This window comes from Kribbella polygonati (assembly GCF_050320105.1).
Taxonomy (GTDB): Bacteria; Actinomycetota; Actinomycetes; order Propionibacteriales; family Kribbellaceae; genus Kribbella.
Window position 1 is genome coordinate 1 of sequence record NZ_CP190129.1, and the last position, 16,238, is coordinate 16,238.

The 16,238-nt window shown below is 65.8% G+C and carries 11 protein-coding genes and 3 rRNA genes; 11 read left to right on the forward strand and 3 right to left on the reverse strand.

Annotated features, from left to right (window positions below; translation table 11 throughout):
- Window positions 1-461: 461 nt before the first annotated feature.
- The 3 genes from ACQHIV_RS00005 (at window position 462) to rrf (ending at window position 5,807) form a co-directional block, all read left to right on the forward strand.
- A 16S ribosomal RNA gene (locus ACQHIV_RS00005) occupies window positions 462-1,986 on the forward strand.
- Between the two features lie 461 nt (window positions 1,987-2,447).
- Window positions 2,448-5,563 (forward strand): 23S ribosomal RNA (locus ACQHIV_RS00010).
- A gap of 126 nt (window positions 5,564-5,689) precedes the next feature.
- Window positions 5,690-5,807: ribosomal RNA gene (rrf, locus tag ACQHIV_RS00015) — 5S ribosomal RNA — on the forward strand.
- The 16S, 23S and 5S rRNA genes sit together here, the layout of an rRNA operon.
- A 59-nt stretch (window positions 5,808-5,866) precedes the next feature.
- Here rrf and ACQHIV_RS00020 read toward each other — a convergent pair.
- Complete coding sequence (locus ACQHIV_RS00020; protein WP_427890372.1) at window positions 5,867-6,340, reverse strand: zinc-binding dehydrogenase; 474 nt, start codon at window positions 6,338-6,340, stop codon at window positions 5,867-5,869.
- A gap of 15 nt (window positions 6,341-6,355) precedes the next feature.
- Window positions 6,356-7,501 (reverse strand): alcohol dehydrogenase catalytic domain-containing protein, encoded by a 1,146-nt coding sequence (locus ACQHIV_RS00025; protein ID WP_427890374.1) that lies wholly within the window; start codon window positions 7,499-7,501, stop codon window positions 6,356-6,358.
- Window positions 7,502-7,520: 19 nt separating this feature from the next.
- On the opposite strand from ACQHIV_RS00025, the gene ACQHIV_RS00030 reads away from it, so the two are divergent.
- From ACQHIV_RS00030 to ACQHIV_RS00050, 5 genes are all read left to right on the forward strand, one after another.
- Window positions 7,521-8,099, forward strand: a complete 579-nt coding sequence (locus ACQHIV_RS00030; RefSeq protein WP_427890375.1) for a TetR/AcrR family transcriptional regulator — start codon at window positions 7,521-7,523, stop codon at window positions 8,097-8,099.
- Between the two features lie 120 nt (window positions 8,100-8,219).
- Entirely contained in the window at window positions 8,220-9,269 is a 1,050-nt protein-coding gene (gene bioB, locus ACQHIV_RS00035; RefSeq protein ID WP_427896376.1) for a biotin synthase BioB, read from the forward strand.
- A 690-nt stretch (window positions 9,270-9,959) separates the two neighbouring features.
- Window positions 9,960-10,646: a hypothetical protein gene (locus ACQHIV_RS00040; protein ID WP_427890377.1), complete on the forward strand. Its 687-nt coding sequence runs from the start codon at window positions 9,960-9,962 to the stop codon at window positions 10,644-10,646.
- Between the two features lie 410 nt (window positions 10,647-11,056).
- Window positions 11,057-12,088 carry a hypothetical protein gene (locus ACQHIV_RS00045; protein WP_427890379.1) on the forward strand — a complete coding sequence of 344 codons (1,032 nt, stop codon included), beginning with the start codon at window positions 11,057-11,059 and terminating at the stop codon, window positions 12,086-12,088.
- A 42-nt stretch (window positions 12,089-12,130) separates the two neighbouring features.
- Entirely contained in the window at window positions 12,131-12,952 is an 822-nt protein-coding gene (locus tag ACQHIV_RS00050; protein ID WP_427890380.1) for a CHAD domain-containing protein, read from the forward strand.
- A 1-nt stretch (window position 12,953) separates the two neighbouring features.
- Here ACQHIV_RS00050 and ACQHIV_RS00055 read toward each other — a convergent pair whose 3' ends face one another.
- Window positions 12,954-14,099 carry a DUF1015 domain-containing protein gene (locus ACQHIV_RS00055; RefSeq protein WP_427890382.1) on the reverse strand — a complete coding sequence of 382 codons (1,146 nt, stop codon included), beginning with the start codon at window positions 14,097-14,099 and terminating at the stop codon, window positions 12,954-12,956.
- Between the two features lie 24 nt (window positions 14,100-14,123).
- Between ACQHIV_RS00055 and ACQHIV_RS00060 the strand changes: the two genes are divergently transcribed.
- The 3 genes from ACQHIV_RS00060 to ACQHIV_RS00070 all read left to right on the forward strand — a co-directional run bounded on the left by ACQHIV_RS00060 (window position 14,124) and on the right by ACQHIV_RS00070 (window position 16,229).
- Window positions 14,124-15,230: an HAD-IIA family hydrolase gene (locus ACQHIV_RS00060; RefSeq protein WP_427890384.1), complete on the forward strand. Its 1,107-nt coding sequence runs from the start codon at window positions 14,124-14,126 to the stop codon at window positions 15,228-15,230.
- A gap of 65 nt (window positions 15,231-15,295) precedes the next feature.
- Window positions 15,296-15,808 carry a phasin family protein gene (locus ACQHIV_RS00065; RefSeq protein ID WP_427890386.1) on the forward strand — a complete coding sequence of 171 codons (513 nt, stop codon included), beginning with the start codon at window positions 15,296-15,298 and terminating at the stop codon, window positions 15,806-15,808.
- A 1-nt stretch (window position 15,809) separates the two neighbouring features.
- Window positions 15,810-16,229 (forward strand): hypothetical protein, encoded by a 420-nt coding sequence (locus ACQHIV_RS00070; RefSeq protein ID WP_427890388.1) that lies wholly within the window; start codon window positions 15,810-15,812, stop codon window positions 16,227-16,229.
- Window positions 16,230-16,238: the final 9 nt, after the last annotated feature.

Sequence of the window (16,238 nt, forward strand, 5' to 3'; positions counted from 1 at the left end):
TCTTGTTGGAAGCGAGGCGCGGGACGCGAAAGCGGCCGGTCGCTCCAAAACCCCCAAAGGCTAGCTCAGCCGGATCGTGTCTTCGGACTCGGGTCGGTCGACTGGACGCGGGTGGGGATCGAGAAAAACTGGGTCTTGACTCGGTGGATCTGATCCGGTAGAGTAACGCAGGTTGCCCCGGGAGCCTGGCTGCAAGGCCAGACTGCGGTGAGCGTCCGATTCTTGAGAACTCAACAGCGTGCCGAAAGTCAATGCCGAAAGATGCATTAACCCCGTCCACAGGCGTTGAACGATCCTCCTAGCCCCCCTGGTTTCAGGGAAGGGTGCGGGTGGTTGTTTGTCTGTGGCGGATTCCTTTGAAATATTTCTGGATTCAAGTCAGTTTGATTTGTTTCTGATGTTCAAAGGATCTACTCAAAGTAGTCTGTTATCCACAGCTTGCTGTGGTTGACATATAGATTTCAACGGAGAGTTTGATCCTGGCTCAGGACGAACGCTGGCGGCGTGCTTAACACATGCAAGTCGAGCGGTAAGGCCCCTTCGGGGGTACACGAGCGGCGAACGGGTGAGTAACACGTGAGCAACCTACCCTCAACTTTGGGATAAGCCTCGGAAACGGGGTCTAATACCGGATAATACTTCACTTCTCATGGGGTGGGGTTGAAAGTTCTGGCGGTTGGGGATGGGCTCGCGGCCTATCAGCTTGTTGGTGGGGTAATGGCCTACCAAGGCGTCGACGGGTAGCCGGCCTGAGAGGGCGACCGGCCACACTGGGACTGAGACACGGCCCAGACTCCTACGGGAGGCAGCAGTGGGGAATATTGCGCAATGGACGAAAGTCTGACGCAGCAACGCCGCGTGAGGGATGACGGCCTTCGGGTTGTAAACCTCTTTCAGCAGGGACGAAGCGAGAGTGACGGTACCTGCAGAAGAAGGACCGGCCAACTACGTGCCAGCAGCCGCGGTAATACGTAGGGTCCGAGCGTTGTCCGGAATTATTGGGCGTAAAGGGCTCGTAGGCGGTTCGTCACGTCGGGAGTGAAAACTCGGGGCTTAACCCCGAGCCTGCTTCCGATACGGGCAGACTAGAGGTAGGCAGGGGAGAGCGGAACTCCTGGTGTAGCGGTGGAATGCGCAGATATCAGGAAGAACACCGGTGGCGAAGGCGGCTCTCTGGGCCTTACCTGACGCTGAGGAGCGAAAGCGTGGGTAGCGAACAGGATTAGATACCCTGGTAGTCCACGCCGTAAACGTTGGGCGCTAGGTGTGGGGGACATTCCACGTCCTCCGTGCCGCAGCTAACGCATTAAGCGCCCCGCCTGGGGAGTACGGCCGCAAGGCTAAAACTCAAAGGAATTGACGGGGGCCCGCACAAGCGGCGGAGCATGCGGATTAATTCGATGCAACGCGAAGAACCTTACCTGGGTTTGACATATAGGGAAATCCTCCAGAGATGGGGGGTCCGTAAGGGTCCTATACAGGTGGTGCATGGCTGTCGTCAGCTCGTGTCGTGAGATGTTGGGTTAAGTCCCGCAACGAGCGCAACCCTCGTCCTATGTTGCCAGCACGCCCTTCGGGGTGGTGGGGACTCATAGGAGACTGCCGGGGTCAACTCGGAGGAAGGTGGGGATGACGTCAAGTCATCATGCCCCTTATGTCCAGGGCTTCACGCATGCTACAATGGCCGGTACAAAGGGCTGCGAAACTGTAAGGTGGAGCGAATCCCAAAAAGCCGGTCTCAGTTCGGATTGGGGTCTGCAACTCGACCCCATGAAGTCGGAGTCGCTAGTAATCGCAGATCAGCAACGCTGCGGTGAATACGTTCCCGGGCCTTGTACACACCGCCCGTCACGTCATGAAAGTCGGCAACACCCGAAGCCGGTGGCCTAACCCTTGTGGAGGGAGCCGTCGAAGGTGGGGCTGGCGATTAGGACGAAGTCGTAACAAGGTAGCCGTACCGGAAGGTGCGGCTGGATCACCTCCTTTCTAAGGAGCACTTGGCACTCCGCTTAGTGAGTGTCCATGTCATCGCTTTCCAGGACGAGTGTTTCTGGGGTGATGGTGCTTCGGAATGTGGAACATTGACCATTAGGCGGGATGCGGAGTTTCTGCTGCTAGTACTGCTCACTTGTGGGCGTGGAACGTGGACGGGGACCGAGTTGATCGCCGAGGCGCGCTGTTGGGTCCTGAGGAATCGGGCCGGAACCCGTAAGGGTTGTGGACTGTTTCTTCTTGGGTCACGGATCAACTGGTGACAGTTGGTTGGGTGGCTGGGGCCGGCTTCTGTACAGACTGTTGATGGTCTGCTGGATGGGGTGTGTTGTTTCCCTCTGATGGTGGGTTTGTCTTCAAGTGTCAGGTGTGAGCTGGTGTTCCTGCCCGTATTTTGAGAACTGTATAGTGGACGCGAGCATCTCTTTGTAGCGTAATTTTTGCTTTTAGTTTTGTGACAAGCTACTAAGGGCAATCGGTGGATGTCTTGGTACCAAGAGCCGATGAAGGACGTTGGAGCCTGCGATAAGCCCCGGGGAGTTGGCAACCGAGCTGTGATCCGGGGGTGTCCGAATGGGGAAACCCAGCTGGCATTCTAAAGCCAGTTACCAGTGCCTGAACACATAGGGTTCTGGAGGGAACGCGGGGAAGTGAAACATCTCAGTACCCGCAGGAAGAGAAAACAATAGTGATTCCGTGAGTAGTGGCGAGCGAAAGCGGATGAGGCTAAACCGTGTGCGTGTGATAGCCGGCGTGCGTTGCGTATTCGGGGTTGTGGGAGCATTCAGACACTAATGCCGTGGTGTCGGAGAGTTATCAATCGTTGTTGAAGTCGAATCTTCTGGAATGTTGAGCCGTAGTGGGTTATAGCCCTGTAGGCGTAAGACAGCGACTCTCGAGTGTTTTCCCAAGTAGCACGGGACTCTTGAAATTCCGTGTGAATCTGGCGGGACCACCCGCTAAGCCTAAATACTTCTTGGTGACCGATAGCGGACTAGTACCGTGAGGGAAAGATGAAAAGTACCCCGGGAGGGGAGTGAAATAGTACCTGAAACCGGTTGCCTACAATCCGTCGGAGCACTTTCGGGTGTGACGGCGTGCCTTTTGAAGAATGAGCCTGCGAGTTAGTGGTGTGTGGCGAGGTTAACCCGTGTGGGGTAGCCGTAGCGAAAGCGAGTCTGAATAGGGCGAAATAGTCGCATGCTCTAGACCCGAAGCGGAGTGATCTATCCATGGGCAGGTTGAAGCGTGGGTAAGACCGCGTGGAGGACCGAACCCACCAGGGTTGAAAACCTGGGGGATGACCTGTGGATAGGGGTGAAAGGCCAATCAAACTCCGTGATAGCTGGTTCTCCCCGAAATGCATATAGGTGCAGCGTCGTGTGTTTCTTACCGGAGGTAGAGCACTGGATGGTCTAGGGGGCTTACCGGCTTACCGAAATCAGCCAAACTCCGAATGCCGGTAAGTGAGAGCGCGGCAGTGAGACTGCGGGGGATAAGCTCCGTAGTCGAGAGGGAAACAGCCCAGATCACCAGCTAAGGCCCCTAAGCGATTGCTAAGTGGAAAAGGATGTGGAGTTGCCCAGACAACCAGGAGGTTGGCTTAGAAGCAGCCACCCTTGAAAGAGTGCGTAATAGCTCACTGGTCAAGTGATTCCGCGCCGACAATGTAGCGGGGCTCAAGCAATCCGCCGAAGCTGTGGCACTCACACAAGTACTCGGCCAACTTTGTTGGTCCAGGTGTGTGGGTGGGTAGGGGAGCGTCGTGCAGCGTGTGAAGCAGCCTAGTGATGGAGTTGTGGATGCTGCACGAGTGAGAATGCAGGCATGAGTAGCGAATGACGGGTGAGAAACCCGTCCGCCGGATGATCAAGGGTTCCAGGGTCAAGCTAATCTGCCCTGGGTAAGTCGGGACCTAAGGCGAGGCCGACAGGCGTAGTCGATGGACAACGGGTTGATATTCCCGTACCGGCATTAACACGACCCGACCGAACCCGCTGATGCTAAGAGTTGGAAGCCGCAAGACCTTCGGGTTGCGTGGTGGACATCTTGACCCGAGGTGGTAGTAGGTGCATTGAGGAGTGACGCAGGAGGGTAGTCCAACCGCGGCGATGGTAGGCGTAAGCTGATCCGCGGGCAAGGTGGTAGGGCGAGGCATAGGCAAATCCGTGTCTCACATAGCCTGAGAGCCGAGGCGGACCCGTTTAGGGGAAGTGGATGATCCCATGCTGCCGAGAAAAACTTCGCAGTGAGTGTTAGAGCCGCCCGTACCCCAAACCGACACAGGTGATCAGGTAGAGAATACCGAGGCGATCGAGTGAACCATGGTTAAGGAACTCGGCAAAATGCCCCCGTAACTTCGGGAGAAGGGGGACCGGATCCGTGACGCCACTTGCTGGTGGAAGCGGTGATGGTCGCAGAGACCAGGCCCAAGCGACTGTTTACTAAAAACACAGGTCCGTGCGAAGAAGTAATTCGATGTATACGGACTGACGCCTGCCCGGTGCTGGAACGTTAAGGGGACAGGTTAGCTGGTTTTGGCCGGCGAAGCTTTGAACTTAAGCGCCAGTAAACGGCGGTGGTAACTATAACCATCCTAAGGTAGCGAAATTCCTTGTCGGGTAAGTTCCGACCTGCACGAATGGCGTAACGACTTGGGCGCTGTCTCAACCGTGGACTCGGCGAAATTGCATTACGAGTAAAGATGCTCGTTACGCGCAGCAGGACGGAAAGACCCCGGGACCTTTACTACAACTTGGTATTGGTGGTCGGTACAATTTGTGTAGGATAGGTGGGAGACTGTGAAGCTCGGACGCCAGTTCGGGTGGAGTCATCGTTGAAATACCACTCTGATTGTTCTGGCTGTCTAACTTTGGTCCGTTATCCGGATCAGGGACAGTGCCTGGTGGGTAGTTTGACTGGGGCGGTCGCCTCCTAAAAGGTAACGGAGGCGCTCAAAGGTTCCCTCAGCCTGGTTGGCAATCAGGTGTTGAGTGTAAGTGCACAAGGGAGCTTGACTGTGAGACAGACATGTCGAGCAGGGACGAAAGTCGGAACTAGTGATCCGGCGGTGGCATGTGGGAGCACCGTCGCTCAACGGATAAAAGGTACCCCGGGGATAACAGGCTGATCTTCCCCAAGAGTCCATATCGACGGGATGGTTTGGCACCTCGATGTCGGCTCGTCGCATCCTGGGGCTGGAGTAGGTCCCAAGGGTTGGGCTGTTCGCCCATTAAAGCGGCACGCGAGCTGGGTTTAGAACGTCGTGAGACAGTTCGGTCCCTATCCGCTGCGCGCGCAGGAGACTTGAGAAGGGCTGCCCCTAGTACGAGAGGACCGGGGTGGACGAACCTCTGGTGTGCCAGTTGTTCCGCCAGGAGCACGGCTGGTTGGCTACGTTCGGGAGTGATAACCGCTGAAAGCATCTAAGCGGGAAGCACGCTTCAAGATGAGGTCTCCCACCGGGTTAACCGGGTAAGGCCCCCAGTAGACCACTGGGTTGATAGGCCAGAGGTGGAAGCGCCGTAAGGTGTGGAGCTGACTGGTACTAATAGGCCGAGGGCTTGTCTCATACCTATACTTCAAGCCTAGAATTTGCGCTATATGTAACGATGTTCGCGTTCACTGTACGGTTCCCAGGATACGGTCAACCCCAGCCCGTGTGGCTTGTGTTGGTTGATATGTGTTCTCATAGAGTTTCGGTGGCCATAGCGTCGGGGAAACACCCAGTCTCCATTCCGAACCTGGAAGTTAAGCCCTTCAGCGCCGATGGTACTGCGACCGGGAGGTCGTGGGAGAGTAGGACGCCGCCGGACATTCACACTGTTAAGGGCCACCCCCCTGGGGTGGCCCTTAACATTTCCCCAGGCATTGTCTAGAGGTCGATGACGACCTTGCCGTGCACATGCCGCCCGGCCTGAAGCTCAACCGCGGCGCGGATCTGCTCGACCGGAAAGGTAGCCGCGATCGGTACCCGTAGTCGGCCCGCGGCCACCAGCTCGGCAATCTCCTCGAGCGCCCCCGCAGCGGCGTTGGCGCCATTCGCCGACCTGATCCCTTCGACCCGCGCCGCAATGGTAGTGATGCGCTCGTCGGGCACCCCGAGCTCACGTCCGACCTGAGCCGTATCGGCCCCGTACAGATCCATCACCGCACTCACCCCGCCCCCGCGCCGGCCCGCGCTGGCCTCCACGCCGCCCCCGCGCCGGCCCATCACCGCGTCCACGCCGGTCTCGTGCCGGTCCGACGCCGCGTCCACCTTGGTACCGCGCCGGCCGGTCACCCCGTCCACGTCCGTCTCGTGCCGCTCCGACACCGCGTCCGCGCCGGTCTCGCGCTGGCCGGTCATCGCGTCCGCGTCGGCTCAGTGCTGGTCCGTGACCACGTCCACGTCCGCGCCGGTCTCGCGCTGGCCCGTCATCACGTCCGCGCCGGCCCGGTGCTGGCCCGTGACCACGTCCACGTCCGTCCCGTGCCGCTCCGACACCGCGTCCGCGCCGGTCTCGCGCTGGCCCGTCGTCACGTCCGCGCCGGCCCGGTGCTGGTCCGTGACCACGTCCACGTCCGACCCGTGCCGGTCCGCGCTCGCCTCCACGCCGCCCCCGCGCCGGCCCATCACCGCGTCCACGCCGGTCTCGTGCCGCTCCGACACCGCGTCCACCTCCGTACCGCGCCGGCCGGTCACCGCGTCCACGTTCGTCCCGTGCCGCTCCGATGTCGCGTCCGCGCCGGTCCCGTACTTGTCTGTGATGGCGTCCGCGTCGGTCCGGTATAGGGCCGCGGTCGCGTTTGGGTCGGTGGGGGCCAGTGCGCGGAGGCGGTCGGCCAGTGCGGGGCCGTACGTGATCGGTTCGGCGCCGAGGGCGCGTAGGGCATCGGCTGAGGCTGGTGAGCCCGTTCCGATGACTCGTGCGCCCGCGATCCGTGCGAGTTGGACGGCGAAGGCGCCGACACCGCCTCCAGCGCCGCCGATCAGGATCGTCTCACCCGGTGCCGGGTTGACCACGGCGAGGGCTGCGGCCGCTGTGCGACCGGCGATCGTGAGGGTGGCGGCCGTGCGGTCGTCGACGCCGTCCGGCGTACGGTGTGCCTCGCCGCCCAGTGCGATCGTGCCTGTTACGTCCACGACTACATGATCAGCGACGGCGCGCGACATCGCCCCGCCGTAGACCCGGTCGCCGACTGCGTACTCGCTCACTCCATCACCGACCTGGTCCACAACCCCGGCGTAGTCGGTGCCGAAGCCGCATGGCAGGCTCAATCCGAATCGCCCAGCGGTCTCGGCATCAGAGGTCATGTACCAGTCCATCGGATTCAGTCCCGCTGCGGTCACGCGCACGCGGATCTGTCCCGGGCCAGCCTGCGGCGCGGGTACCTCTCGCACGCTCAACGCCTCCGGCCCGCCGAATGACTCGAACTGGACCGCTCTGCTCGTTTCCTTCATGCTCACCTGCCAGCTCGTCACCCAAGATAAACGGAGTATGCTCCGTTTCGATACCGAATCTAGCATAAGTGGAGCGTGATCCGTTTTGCCTGCCGCGCAGAGCCGTCGACCGCGGGCGGACGCGAGCCGCAATCGCCAGCAGCTCCTCGACGTGGCGACCCAGCTGTTCGCCGCGGCCGACGCCGAGCCGTCGATGCGCGCGATCGCGACCGAAGCGGGAGTCGGCATCGCCACGCTGTACCGGCACTTCCCGACCCGCGAGTCCCTGGTCGACGCGGTCTACCAGGACCAGGTCCTGCGACTCACGGCCGGCGCCCGTGAGCTACTCGCCGAACTGGACCCGCCGGAAGCCCTGCGCCGCTGGATGGATCTGTTCGGCGACTGGATCGCAACCAAGAACGGGATGCTCGACACCCTGCTCGCCATGGTCGAGTCGGGCGAGATCGCCCATGCCCACACCCGGACCCAGCTGCTCGCCGCCATCGACGAGCTCCTCGACGCCGGCCGCGCGAGCGGGGAACTCCGCGGCGACGTACCCGCCGAGGACATCGCCGCCGCACTCATCGGCATCTTCACGGTGGCAAGCTCACCCGCGCACAAAGCATTGGCGGACCGCCTGCTGAACCTCTTGATGGACGGGCTCCGGCCCACGCCGGCCAGGTAGTCGACGGCGGCGCCTTGGGCGCCGTCGGCAAGCGGCGTACGCGAAAGTTCGGCGCTGGTGTGTTGTCGGTTTCTGCCAATTGCCGGGGCGTTCCGGTCGGGTCAGGATCGGACGGTGACGATGCTCGAGGAACTCGTACAGACGGCTCGCAACCGCGAATTGCCTTCGCGTACGGCAATGCTTCGGCTGCTGGCCGGGGAGGATGAGCTCGTTGACGTGGTCGCGGCTGCGTTTCGGGTCCGGCGGGAGTTCTTCGGGCGGCGGGTGAAGCTGAACACGATCGTCAATCTGAAGAGCGGACTGTGCCCGGAGGACTGCTCGTACTGTTCGCAGCGGCTCGGCTCGACCGCGGACATCCTGAAGTACTCGTGGATCGATCCTGACGAAGCTGCGCAGCTCGCCGGGCAGGCGGTGGTGGCCGGGGTGAAGCGGGTCTGCCTGGTGGCCAGTGGGCGCGGGCCTGGTGATCGCGACATCCGCCGCGTCGAAGGCGTGATCGGGAGGGTCAAGGACGAGCACCCGGGCGTGGAAGTCTGTGTGTGCCTCGGGCTGCTCCAGGACGGGCAGGCCGAGCGGTTGCGGGATGCCGGCGCGTATGCGTACAGCCATAATTTGAACACCAGCGAGCAGCGGTACGGCGAGATCTGTACGACGCACACGTACGCGGACCGGGTCGAGACGCTGCGGCGGGCGACGATGGGTGGGTTGTCGCCGTGTTCGGGGGCGATCTTCGGGATGGGGGAGTCGGACGAGGAGATCGTCGACCTGGCGTTCGCGCTGCGGGAGCTCGATCCGGACTCGGTGCCGGTGAACTTCCTGATCCCGTTCGAGGGGACGCCGCTCGGCGGGCGCTGGGAACTGACGCCGGAGCGGTGCCTGCGGATCCTCGCGCTGATCCGCTTCTGCTTTCCGGACGTCGAAGTACGCCTGGCCGGCGGTCGGGAGATCCATCTGCGCGGCTTGCAGGCGATGGCGCTGCACGTGGCCAACTCGATCTTCCTCGGCGACTACCTCACCAGCGAAGGACAGCCCGGTGCAGACGACCTACAACTGATCGCCGACGCCGGCTTCACCGTCGAGGGCCTCGACCACCCAACCCTCCCACCCGCCCGCCACGACCTGGTAACCCTCAGACACCGAGGCGCCGGAACCCACCCCCACAACCCCTGACCCAACCCCCACAACCACGAACCCAGCCACCCGCGCCCGACGTGCTCCCGCTGGGCGTGGGGCCGCGGAGTGGTCGCGCCGGGCGTGGGTCCGCTGGGCGTGGGGCCGCGGAGTGGTCGGGCCGGGCGTGGGTCCGCTGGGCGTGGGGCCGCGGAGTGGTCGGGCCGGGCGTGGGTCCGCTGGGCGTGGGCCTGCGGAGTGGTCCTGCCGGGCGTGCTTCCGCCGGGCGTGGGGCCGCGGAGTGGTCGGGCCGGGCGTGCTCCCGCTGGGCGTGGGCCTGCGGAGTGGTCCTGCCGGGCGTGGGCCCGCGGTGTCGTCCCGCGGTGTCGTCCCGCGGTGTCCGCCCAGGGGGTCCGCCCATCGTCCGCTCATCGTTCGCCCGTCGCGGCGAAGGCGTTGGGCCGTTCGGGGAGCACGGGAGGGTGGGGGTGGGACCGGGTGGGGTTGTGAGGGGTTGGGGGTGGGGTTGGTGGGGAGGCGTCGATGCGGTGGATCGTTGGTGGGGACGGTAACGTTTGTCCGATTACTGATCTTCAGCATTGTTAGGAGTCATCGTGGCGACGCCACCTCGCAATCCTCGCTCCGGTTCTGGGGACCGTCGCGGTTCCTCCGGGGGCGCCGGCCGTTCCGGCCGTGCCGGTGGTGGACGTTCTGACTCCGGCAATCGGTCGGGTTCCGGTGGGGCCGGGGGTGGCCGTTCTGGGGCTGGTGGTGCTGGGCGTTCGGGAGGGCGGCCGGCGGGTGGTGCTGGTGGGTCTGCGGGTCGCGGCGGTGCCGGTGGCGCTGGTGGCGGTCGGGCTGGGGCTGGGCGTGGGGCTGCGGGGAGTGGGCGGTCCGAGGCTGGAACTGGTGCTGGGCGTGGTGGTTCGGGGGCTGGGCGGTCTGGGGCTGGTGCGGGCTGGTCGGATTCCGGTGGTGGTCGGTCGGGTGATGGTCGGTCCGGCGGTGGTGCCTCTGGCGGTGGTATGTCGGGCGGTGGTCGGGCTGGGGGTGGGCCGCGATCGTCTGGTGGGCCTCGGGTGGGTGGTGCGCCGCGGTCCGGTGCTGGGCCTCGGTCTGGTGGTGCGCCTCGGTCGGCTGGTGGGCCTCGGGCCGGCGGTGGGGCCGGGTCGGGCGGTGCGGCTCGGTCTGGCGGTGGGGTCCGGTCGGGTGGTGGGGCTCGGGGTGGTGGGATTGCCGGGGGGCGGTCGCGTGGGTCGGGGTACGGCGATCGGGATGAGAACTCGTTCGAGGGTCGGCGGGGGTTTGCCGGGTCTCGGGGGGATGACAAGGCGCGGCGGGATCCGTTCGGCGGGCAGATGGCCGGTGACGAGCGGGCCGGTGGGTATCGGCGGGACGAGCGCGGCGGGCGTGGGCCTGGTGCGGGCCGTGGCGTAGCCGGCCCGCGACGCGACGACCGCGGTGGGTACCGGCGGGACGAGCGTGGTGGCGATGACCGTGGGTTCCGGCGGGACGAGCGCGGTGGTGACGACCGTGGGTATCGCCGTGATGAGCGTGGTGGTGATGACCGTGGGTTCCGCCGTGATGAGCGGGGTGGGGACTCGCGGGGTGGGTATCGGCGGGACGAGCGTGGCGATGAGCGCGGTGGGTTCCGGCGGGACGAGCGTGGGGATTCGCGGGGGCGGGCTGGTGGGCGTGGTGCTGTTGGGCGTGGGGGGCGGCGGGACGAGCGTGGGGAGGAGCGGCGTGGTGGGCCGCGGCGGGAGGACCGGGAGGAGAAGGTTGGGCCCCGGCGGGACGATCCGAAGATTCCGGAGGGGATCACGGGGGCCGAGCTCGATCGTGGGGTGAAGGCTGAGCTGCGGTCGTTGCCGCGGACGTTGGCGGACCTCGTGGCGCAGCACCTGGTGGCGTCGGGGCGGTTCCTCGACGACGACGCGGAGCTTGCGTACCAGCACGCGCGGACGGCGCGGCGGCTGGCGGCGCGGCTCGGCGGGGTGCGCGAGGCGGTCGCGATCACGGCGTACCTGGCTGAGCACTACGACGAGGCGCTGACCGAGTTCCGGGCCGTACGGCGGATGACCGGCAACCACGAGGTGCTCGCGATGATGGCCGACTGCGAGCGTGCGCTCGGGCGGCCGGACAAGGCGCTGGCGCTGACGAAGGACAAGCACGTTCGCGACCTGTCGGAGCCGACGCAGATCGAGCTGCTGATCGTGGCGGCCGGTGCGCGGCGGGATCTCGGGCAGACGGCGGCGGCGATCCAGATGCTCGAGGTGCCGGAGCTGACGAAGCGGACGCGGGCGGACTGGCTGCCGCGGCTGCGGTACGCGTACGCCGACGCGCTGGCGGAGGCGGGCCGTACCGACGAGGCGCTCGTGTGGTTCCACCGGGCGGCCGGTGTCGACGGTGACGGGGTGACCGGGGCGGCCGAGCGGGCGGCGGAGCTCGAAGGGCTGGAGTTCACCGACCTCGACGAGGACGATGTGGTCATGGACGACGAGGACTTCGACGACGTCGAGGACGAGAAGCCGGGCGACGAAGACCTGGACGACGAGTCCAGCGACAACGGAGACGACTCGGGCGAGAAGCCCGGCGAGGGCGACGAAGACCTCGACGGGGAGTCCGGCGACGGCGGCGGCGACTTGGGCGAGAAGCCCGGCGACGAAGACGTGGACGACGAGTCCAGCGACAACGGCGACGACTCGCGCGAGGAGTCGGGCGACGGCGACGACCAGGACGAGAAGTCGAGCGACGGCGACGACGACCTGGGCGGGGAGTCCGGCGACAGCGACGAAGACCTGGGCGGGGAGTCCGGCGACGGTGGGGGCGGGTCGGAGGAGAAGCCTCGCGGCGGCGACGAGTTGGACGCGGAGTAGGGCGTGGGGGTTGTGGGTCTGGTGGCTGAGGACCCTGTTGGTGTGTTGGTGGCGGCCGCGCTCGCGAAGGGAGCGCGGCGGCTGGAGAAGTCGGTGCGGATGGTGGCGGACGGCGAGGACGACGCCATCCACCAGGTGCGGGTGTCCTGCCGCCGGCTGCGGAGTGACCTGAAGCTGTTCCGCAAGCTGCTGGCGGGGGACTGGGCGACCGGCCTCCGGGCCGAGCTTGCCGCGCTGGCCCAGGCCTGCGGGGAGGCCCGCGACCTCGAGGTGATCGCGGACCTCGTCCGGGAGAACACCACCAGCGAGGACAACGCCGAACACGTCGACACGATCCTCACCACGCTCACCCTCGGCCTGGACCGCGCGGCTGCCCGTTCCGCCGAGGTCGTGCTGGGCGATTCGACGAAGGACCTGCTCGCAACCCTCGAGGCCGTTGCCGCGGCACCTGACCTGAAGCCCAAAGCAGACAAGCCCTGCAGCGAAGTCCTACCGCAGCTGCTGCGTTCAGCCACGGACAAGTTCACCCAGGAAGCCGACAAGCTCCAGCCCTGGACCCCTGACGACGACTGGCACGAGGTACGGCTGCTGGCGAAGCGGGTGCGGTACGCCGCCGACACCAGCGCCGCCGTACTCGGTGACGAGGCGAAAGCCACCGCCACGCACGCAGCGACATACCAAGAACTGCTGGGCCAGCACCAGGACCACTGCGCCGCTGCGGACGCTCTGACAGCGATGGCAGAGGATGCTGCCGCTCAGGACGACCCCGAGCTCTCGTTCACGCTAGGACGGCTCACAGAGCGCCACAGGGCCGCGCGGAAGCCGCTACGCGAGCAGTTCCTCAGCCTGTACCACCGGCCCTGACTCAGAGCGTCCGGAACAGCAGCCCTACACGCGGTTTCGGGCCGAACGACGTCGCCTTTTGCGGCAGTACGACGCCTTGCGCGGCGGAGCGCAGTACCTGATCCATGTGAGGTGCTGTGAGCTCTACAGCGACCTGTTGCGCGTCAGCGAGCGCTAGGGCGTCCGCAAGGGTGTGGTGGAAGCTGAGCGTGTCCTCAGCGACTCCCCACGCCGGCAACAGCACCTCGTGCAGCAAGGTGACGGTAGGAGCGTCCGATGCCGCGTGGAGGGTCAGCCAGCTGGAGCCGTCCGTGATCGAGATGCGGTTCGGGTCGCCCCCTACGCGGCCAGGCTGCATCTGCCAGCCGGACGGCGTACGTTGCTGCACCGTGGCGAGGTCCAGACCCGGTATGACGCGGTGGATCGGGTCCAGTGTCAACGGATGCCGTACGTAGTCCACCAGCATCGCCAGACCGACCTGTGTGCTCTCCCGATAGGGCTCGCGCAGTTGCCGTTCCAGGTACGCCGCATAGCGGTGGTGTCCGTCAGCAATGAGCGCCTCGTGCTTCGACAGCTCGTCCGCTATGTCAGCCAGCACAGCGGGGTCGGAGATGCGCCAGATGCGGTGTTCGGCGCCATTGTCGGTTTGTGCCTCCAGCCAGGGCTCCCCGGCGCGTGCTGCGTCCACAGCGTCGCTGGCAACGCCCCCGTCGGAGTACGCGAGCAGGATGGGCTCCAGGTCCGCGTCGGTCGCCTCCATCAGCCGCAGGCGGTCGTCGACCCAGTGCGGCATCACGTCCTCGTGCGGCAGTACGACGTGCCGTGTCGGGTCCAGCTGCAACGAGCCGACGAGCCCGCACAGTACGGCGTCGCCCAGGCGCTGCTCGTACACGTACAGTGCGGGCTGCTCGTCCTGCACCACCACACCGTCCCGCTGCCACCCGGACAGCCGGTGCGCCGGTTCGTCGTACCGGGCAGGTCCGAGGTCGGGATCGCGTGGAAGGATGAGCCTCACCATGTTGTGCAGATCAGAGTCAGTCAGCCGCCGGACGATGGCGGGTTCCAGCACGTCGTACGGCGGCGACGTGACCGCGCCCAGCGCGCTCACCTTGCCTGCCACGAACCGCCAGGCCCGCAAGGGATCGAGTCTCAGTACCGCATCCGGCATGCGCGGAATCGTACGGGGTGATTCATGAGCACGGAACGAACCGCCCCAGAACCGCTGTCGGCGTGTGACGAACCGCTCGCGAGCCGGTACGACGTGGCGCTGCTGGACCTCGACGGCGTCGTGTACGTCGGCCCGGACCCGGTGCCGGACGCGCCCGAGAACCTCCGCAAGGCGGCCAAGGAAGGCATGCGGATCGGGTTCATCACCAACAACGCCAGCCGCCCGGCCGCGATCGTTGCCGAGCACCTCGCGTCGTTCGGGCTGGACGTGATCGCCGACGACGTGGTGACGTCCGCGCAGGCCGCGGCGAAGCTGATCGCGGGCGAGTTCCCGAAGGGCTCGCCGGTGCTCGTGGTCGGCGGCGAGGGGCTGTACGCCGCGCTCGAGGAGTACGGCCTGACCCCGGTCAGGTCGAGCGACGCGCACCCGGTCGCGGTCGTCCAGGGCTTCGACCCGGACGTGAACTGGGTGATGCTCGCCGACGGTGCGCACGCGGTGAACGAGGGGGCGAAGTGGTTCGCGACCAATATGGACGCGACGATCCCGACCCCGGCCGGCAAGGCGCCCGGCAACGGCACGCTGGTACAGGTGATCCGGGCCGCCGTCGACGTCGACCCGGTGGTCGCCGGGAAGCCCGAGCCGCCGCTGCTGGAGACCAGCATCGAACGGCTGGAAGCCAAGCGCCCGTTGATGATCGGGGACCGGCTCGACTCCGACATCGAGGGCGCCCACAACGTCGGGATCGCGAGCCTGTGGGTGGCGACCGGCGTACACGACGCGTACGACCTGGCGCGGGCGCCGAAGAACCGGCGGCCGACGTACGTCGCTGCCGGGCTCGGCGCGCTGGCCGAGAAGCAGCCCGGGGTGAAGGTCGAGGGCGGCAGGCACACCTGCGAGGGCTGGACCGCCGAGGTCGTGAACAACGCCGTCACGGTGAAGGGCGAAGGCGAGCCGTACGACGGTCTGCGCGCGATCCTGTCCGCGGTCTGGGCGGCCGTCGACGCGCCGGCCGAGCCGGCGAAGCCCGCGAAGGCGACCGCCCGGGGCCGGCGGCCGCGGCCGAAGCCCGCGCCGACGGCCGATTCCATTGCGCTCGACGCCGCGCTGCACCGGATCGGCCTCGACAAGTAGGCGGGCCCGGCTGGTATTGCGGGAGCGAGGCGATACCGTTGCTGGGACGACGCTAGGAGGCAGTCATGGTGATGGACGCGCTGCGCGGGTACGTACAACTGGCGAACGGGTTGACCGAGGTCACCAAGCAGAAGGCCCAGTCGGCTGCGAAGGCGCTTTTGCAGCAGACCGGGGCGGACTCGCTGACGACCAGGGTGAGTGACCTGGCCGACGAGATCGTTGCCACCAGCAAGAGCAACCGTCAGCTGCTGCAGGCAATCGTGGCGAACGAGGTCGAGGGCGCGGTCGCGCGGCTCGGGTTCGTCCGGTCCGAGGAGGTCGCGGCGCTCACCCGGCGGGTGAAGGCGCTGGAGACCGAGCTCGCGGACGCGCACGCTGCCGCGGCGGAGCGGGCCGCGGCGCCGGCGCCGGTCGTCGAGGAGGTCGTCGAGGCGACGGTGGTCGAGGACGCGCCCGCTCCGGTGAAGAAGGTGGCTGCCAAGAAGGCCGCGCCGGCCAAGAAGGCCGCTGCCAAGAAGGCTCCGGCGAAGAAGGCGGCCAAGAAGGCGCCGGCCAAGAAGACGGCGAAGAAGGCCTGAGATGACCGAGCATCCTGGCGAGCAGTTCCCGCCGGACGTGGATCCGGACGTCGAGCCCGGGCTCGACCCGTATCGGCCGGACGAGACGCAGGAGCAGCCGGACTACGACACCGAGCCCGGTTCGCAGGACGTGCACGAGCATGTCGATCCGGCGGCGGTGGAGTTCGGCCCGGAGTTCGCGCGGGCGCCGGGGGAGGAGCACGAGCACTCCTTCGAAGCGGGCTCGGCCGAGGACCCGGCGTACGAAGACACTGCGGACGCCGGGGAAGGTGGGCATCCGTTGGTGGAGGAGACGATGGGGCGGCTGGACTCGTTGCGGGACAAGCCGGTCTCCGAACACGGCGAGGTGTACGCCGACCTGCACGAGCGGCTGCAGACCGCGCTGGTCGAGGCGGACGCCGAGCAGAGCGACCGGGGCTGAGCAGCCGCC

Coding starts and splice junctions, on each gene's coding strand:
- ACQHIV_RS00020 (WP_427890372.1), bottom strand. CDS start 6,340: ATGACCGGCCAGCGCGAGACCGGCGCGGACGCGGTGTCGGAGCGGCAC.
- ACQHIV_RS00025 (WP_427890374.1), bottom strand. CDS start 7,501: ATGCTAGATTCGGTATCGAAACGGAGCATACTCCGTTTATCTTGGGTG.
- bioB (WP_427896376.1), top strand. CDS start 8,220: ATGCTCGAGGAACTCGTACAGACGGCTCGCAACCGCGAATTGCCTTCG.
- ACQHIV_RS00055 (WP_427890382.1), bottom strand. CDS start 14,099: ATGCCGGATGCGGTACTGAGACTCGATCCCTTGCGGGCCTGGCGGTTC.
- ACQHIV_RS00060 (WP_427890384.1), top strand. CDS start 14,124: ATGAGCACGGAACGAACCGCCCCAGAACCGCTGTCGGCGTGTGACGAA.
- ACQHIV_RS00065 (WP_427890386.1), top strand. CDS start 15,296: ATGGTGATGGACGCGCTGCGCGGGTACGTACAACTGGCGAACGGGTTG.
- ACQHIV_RS00070 (WP_427890388.1), top strand. CDS start 15,810: ATGACCGAGCATCCTGGCGAGCAGTTCCCGCCGGACGTGGATCCGGAC.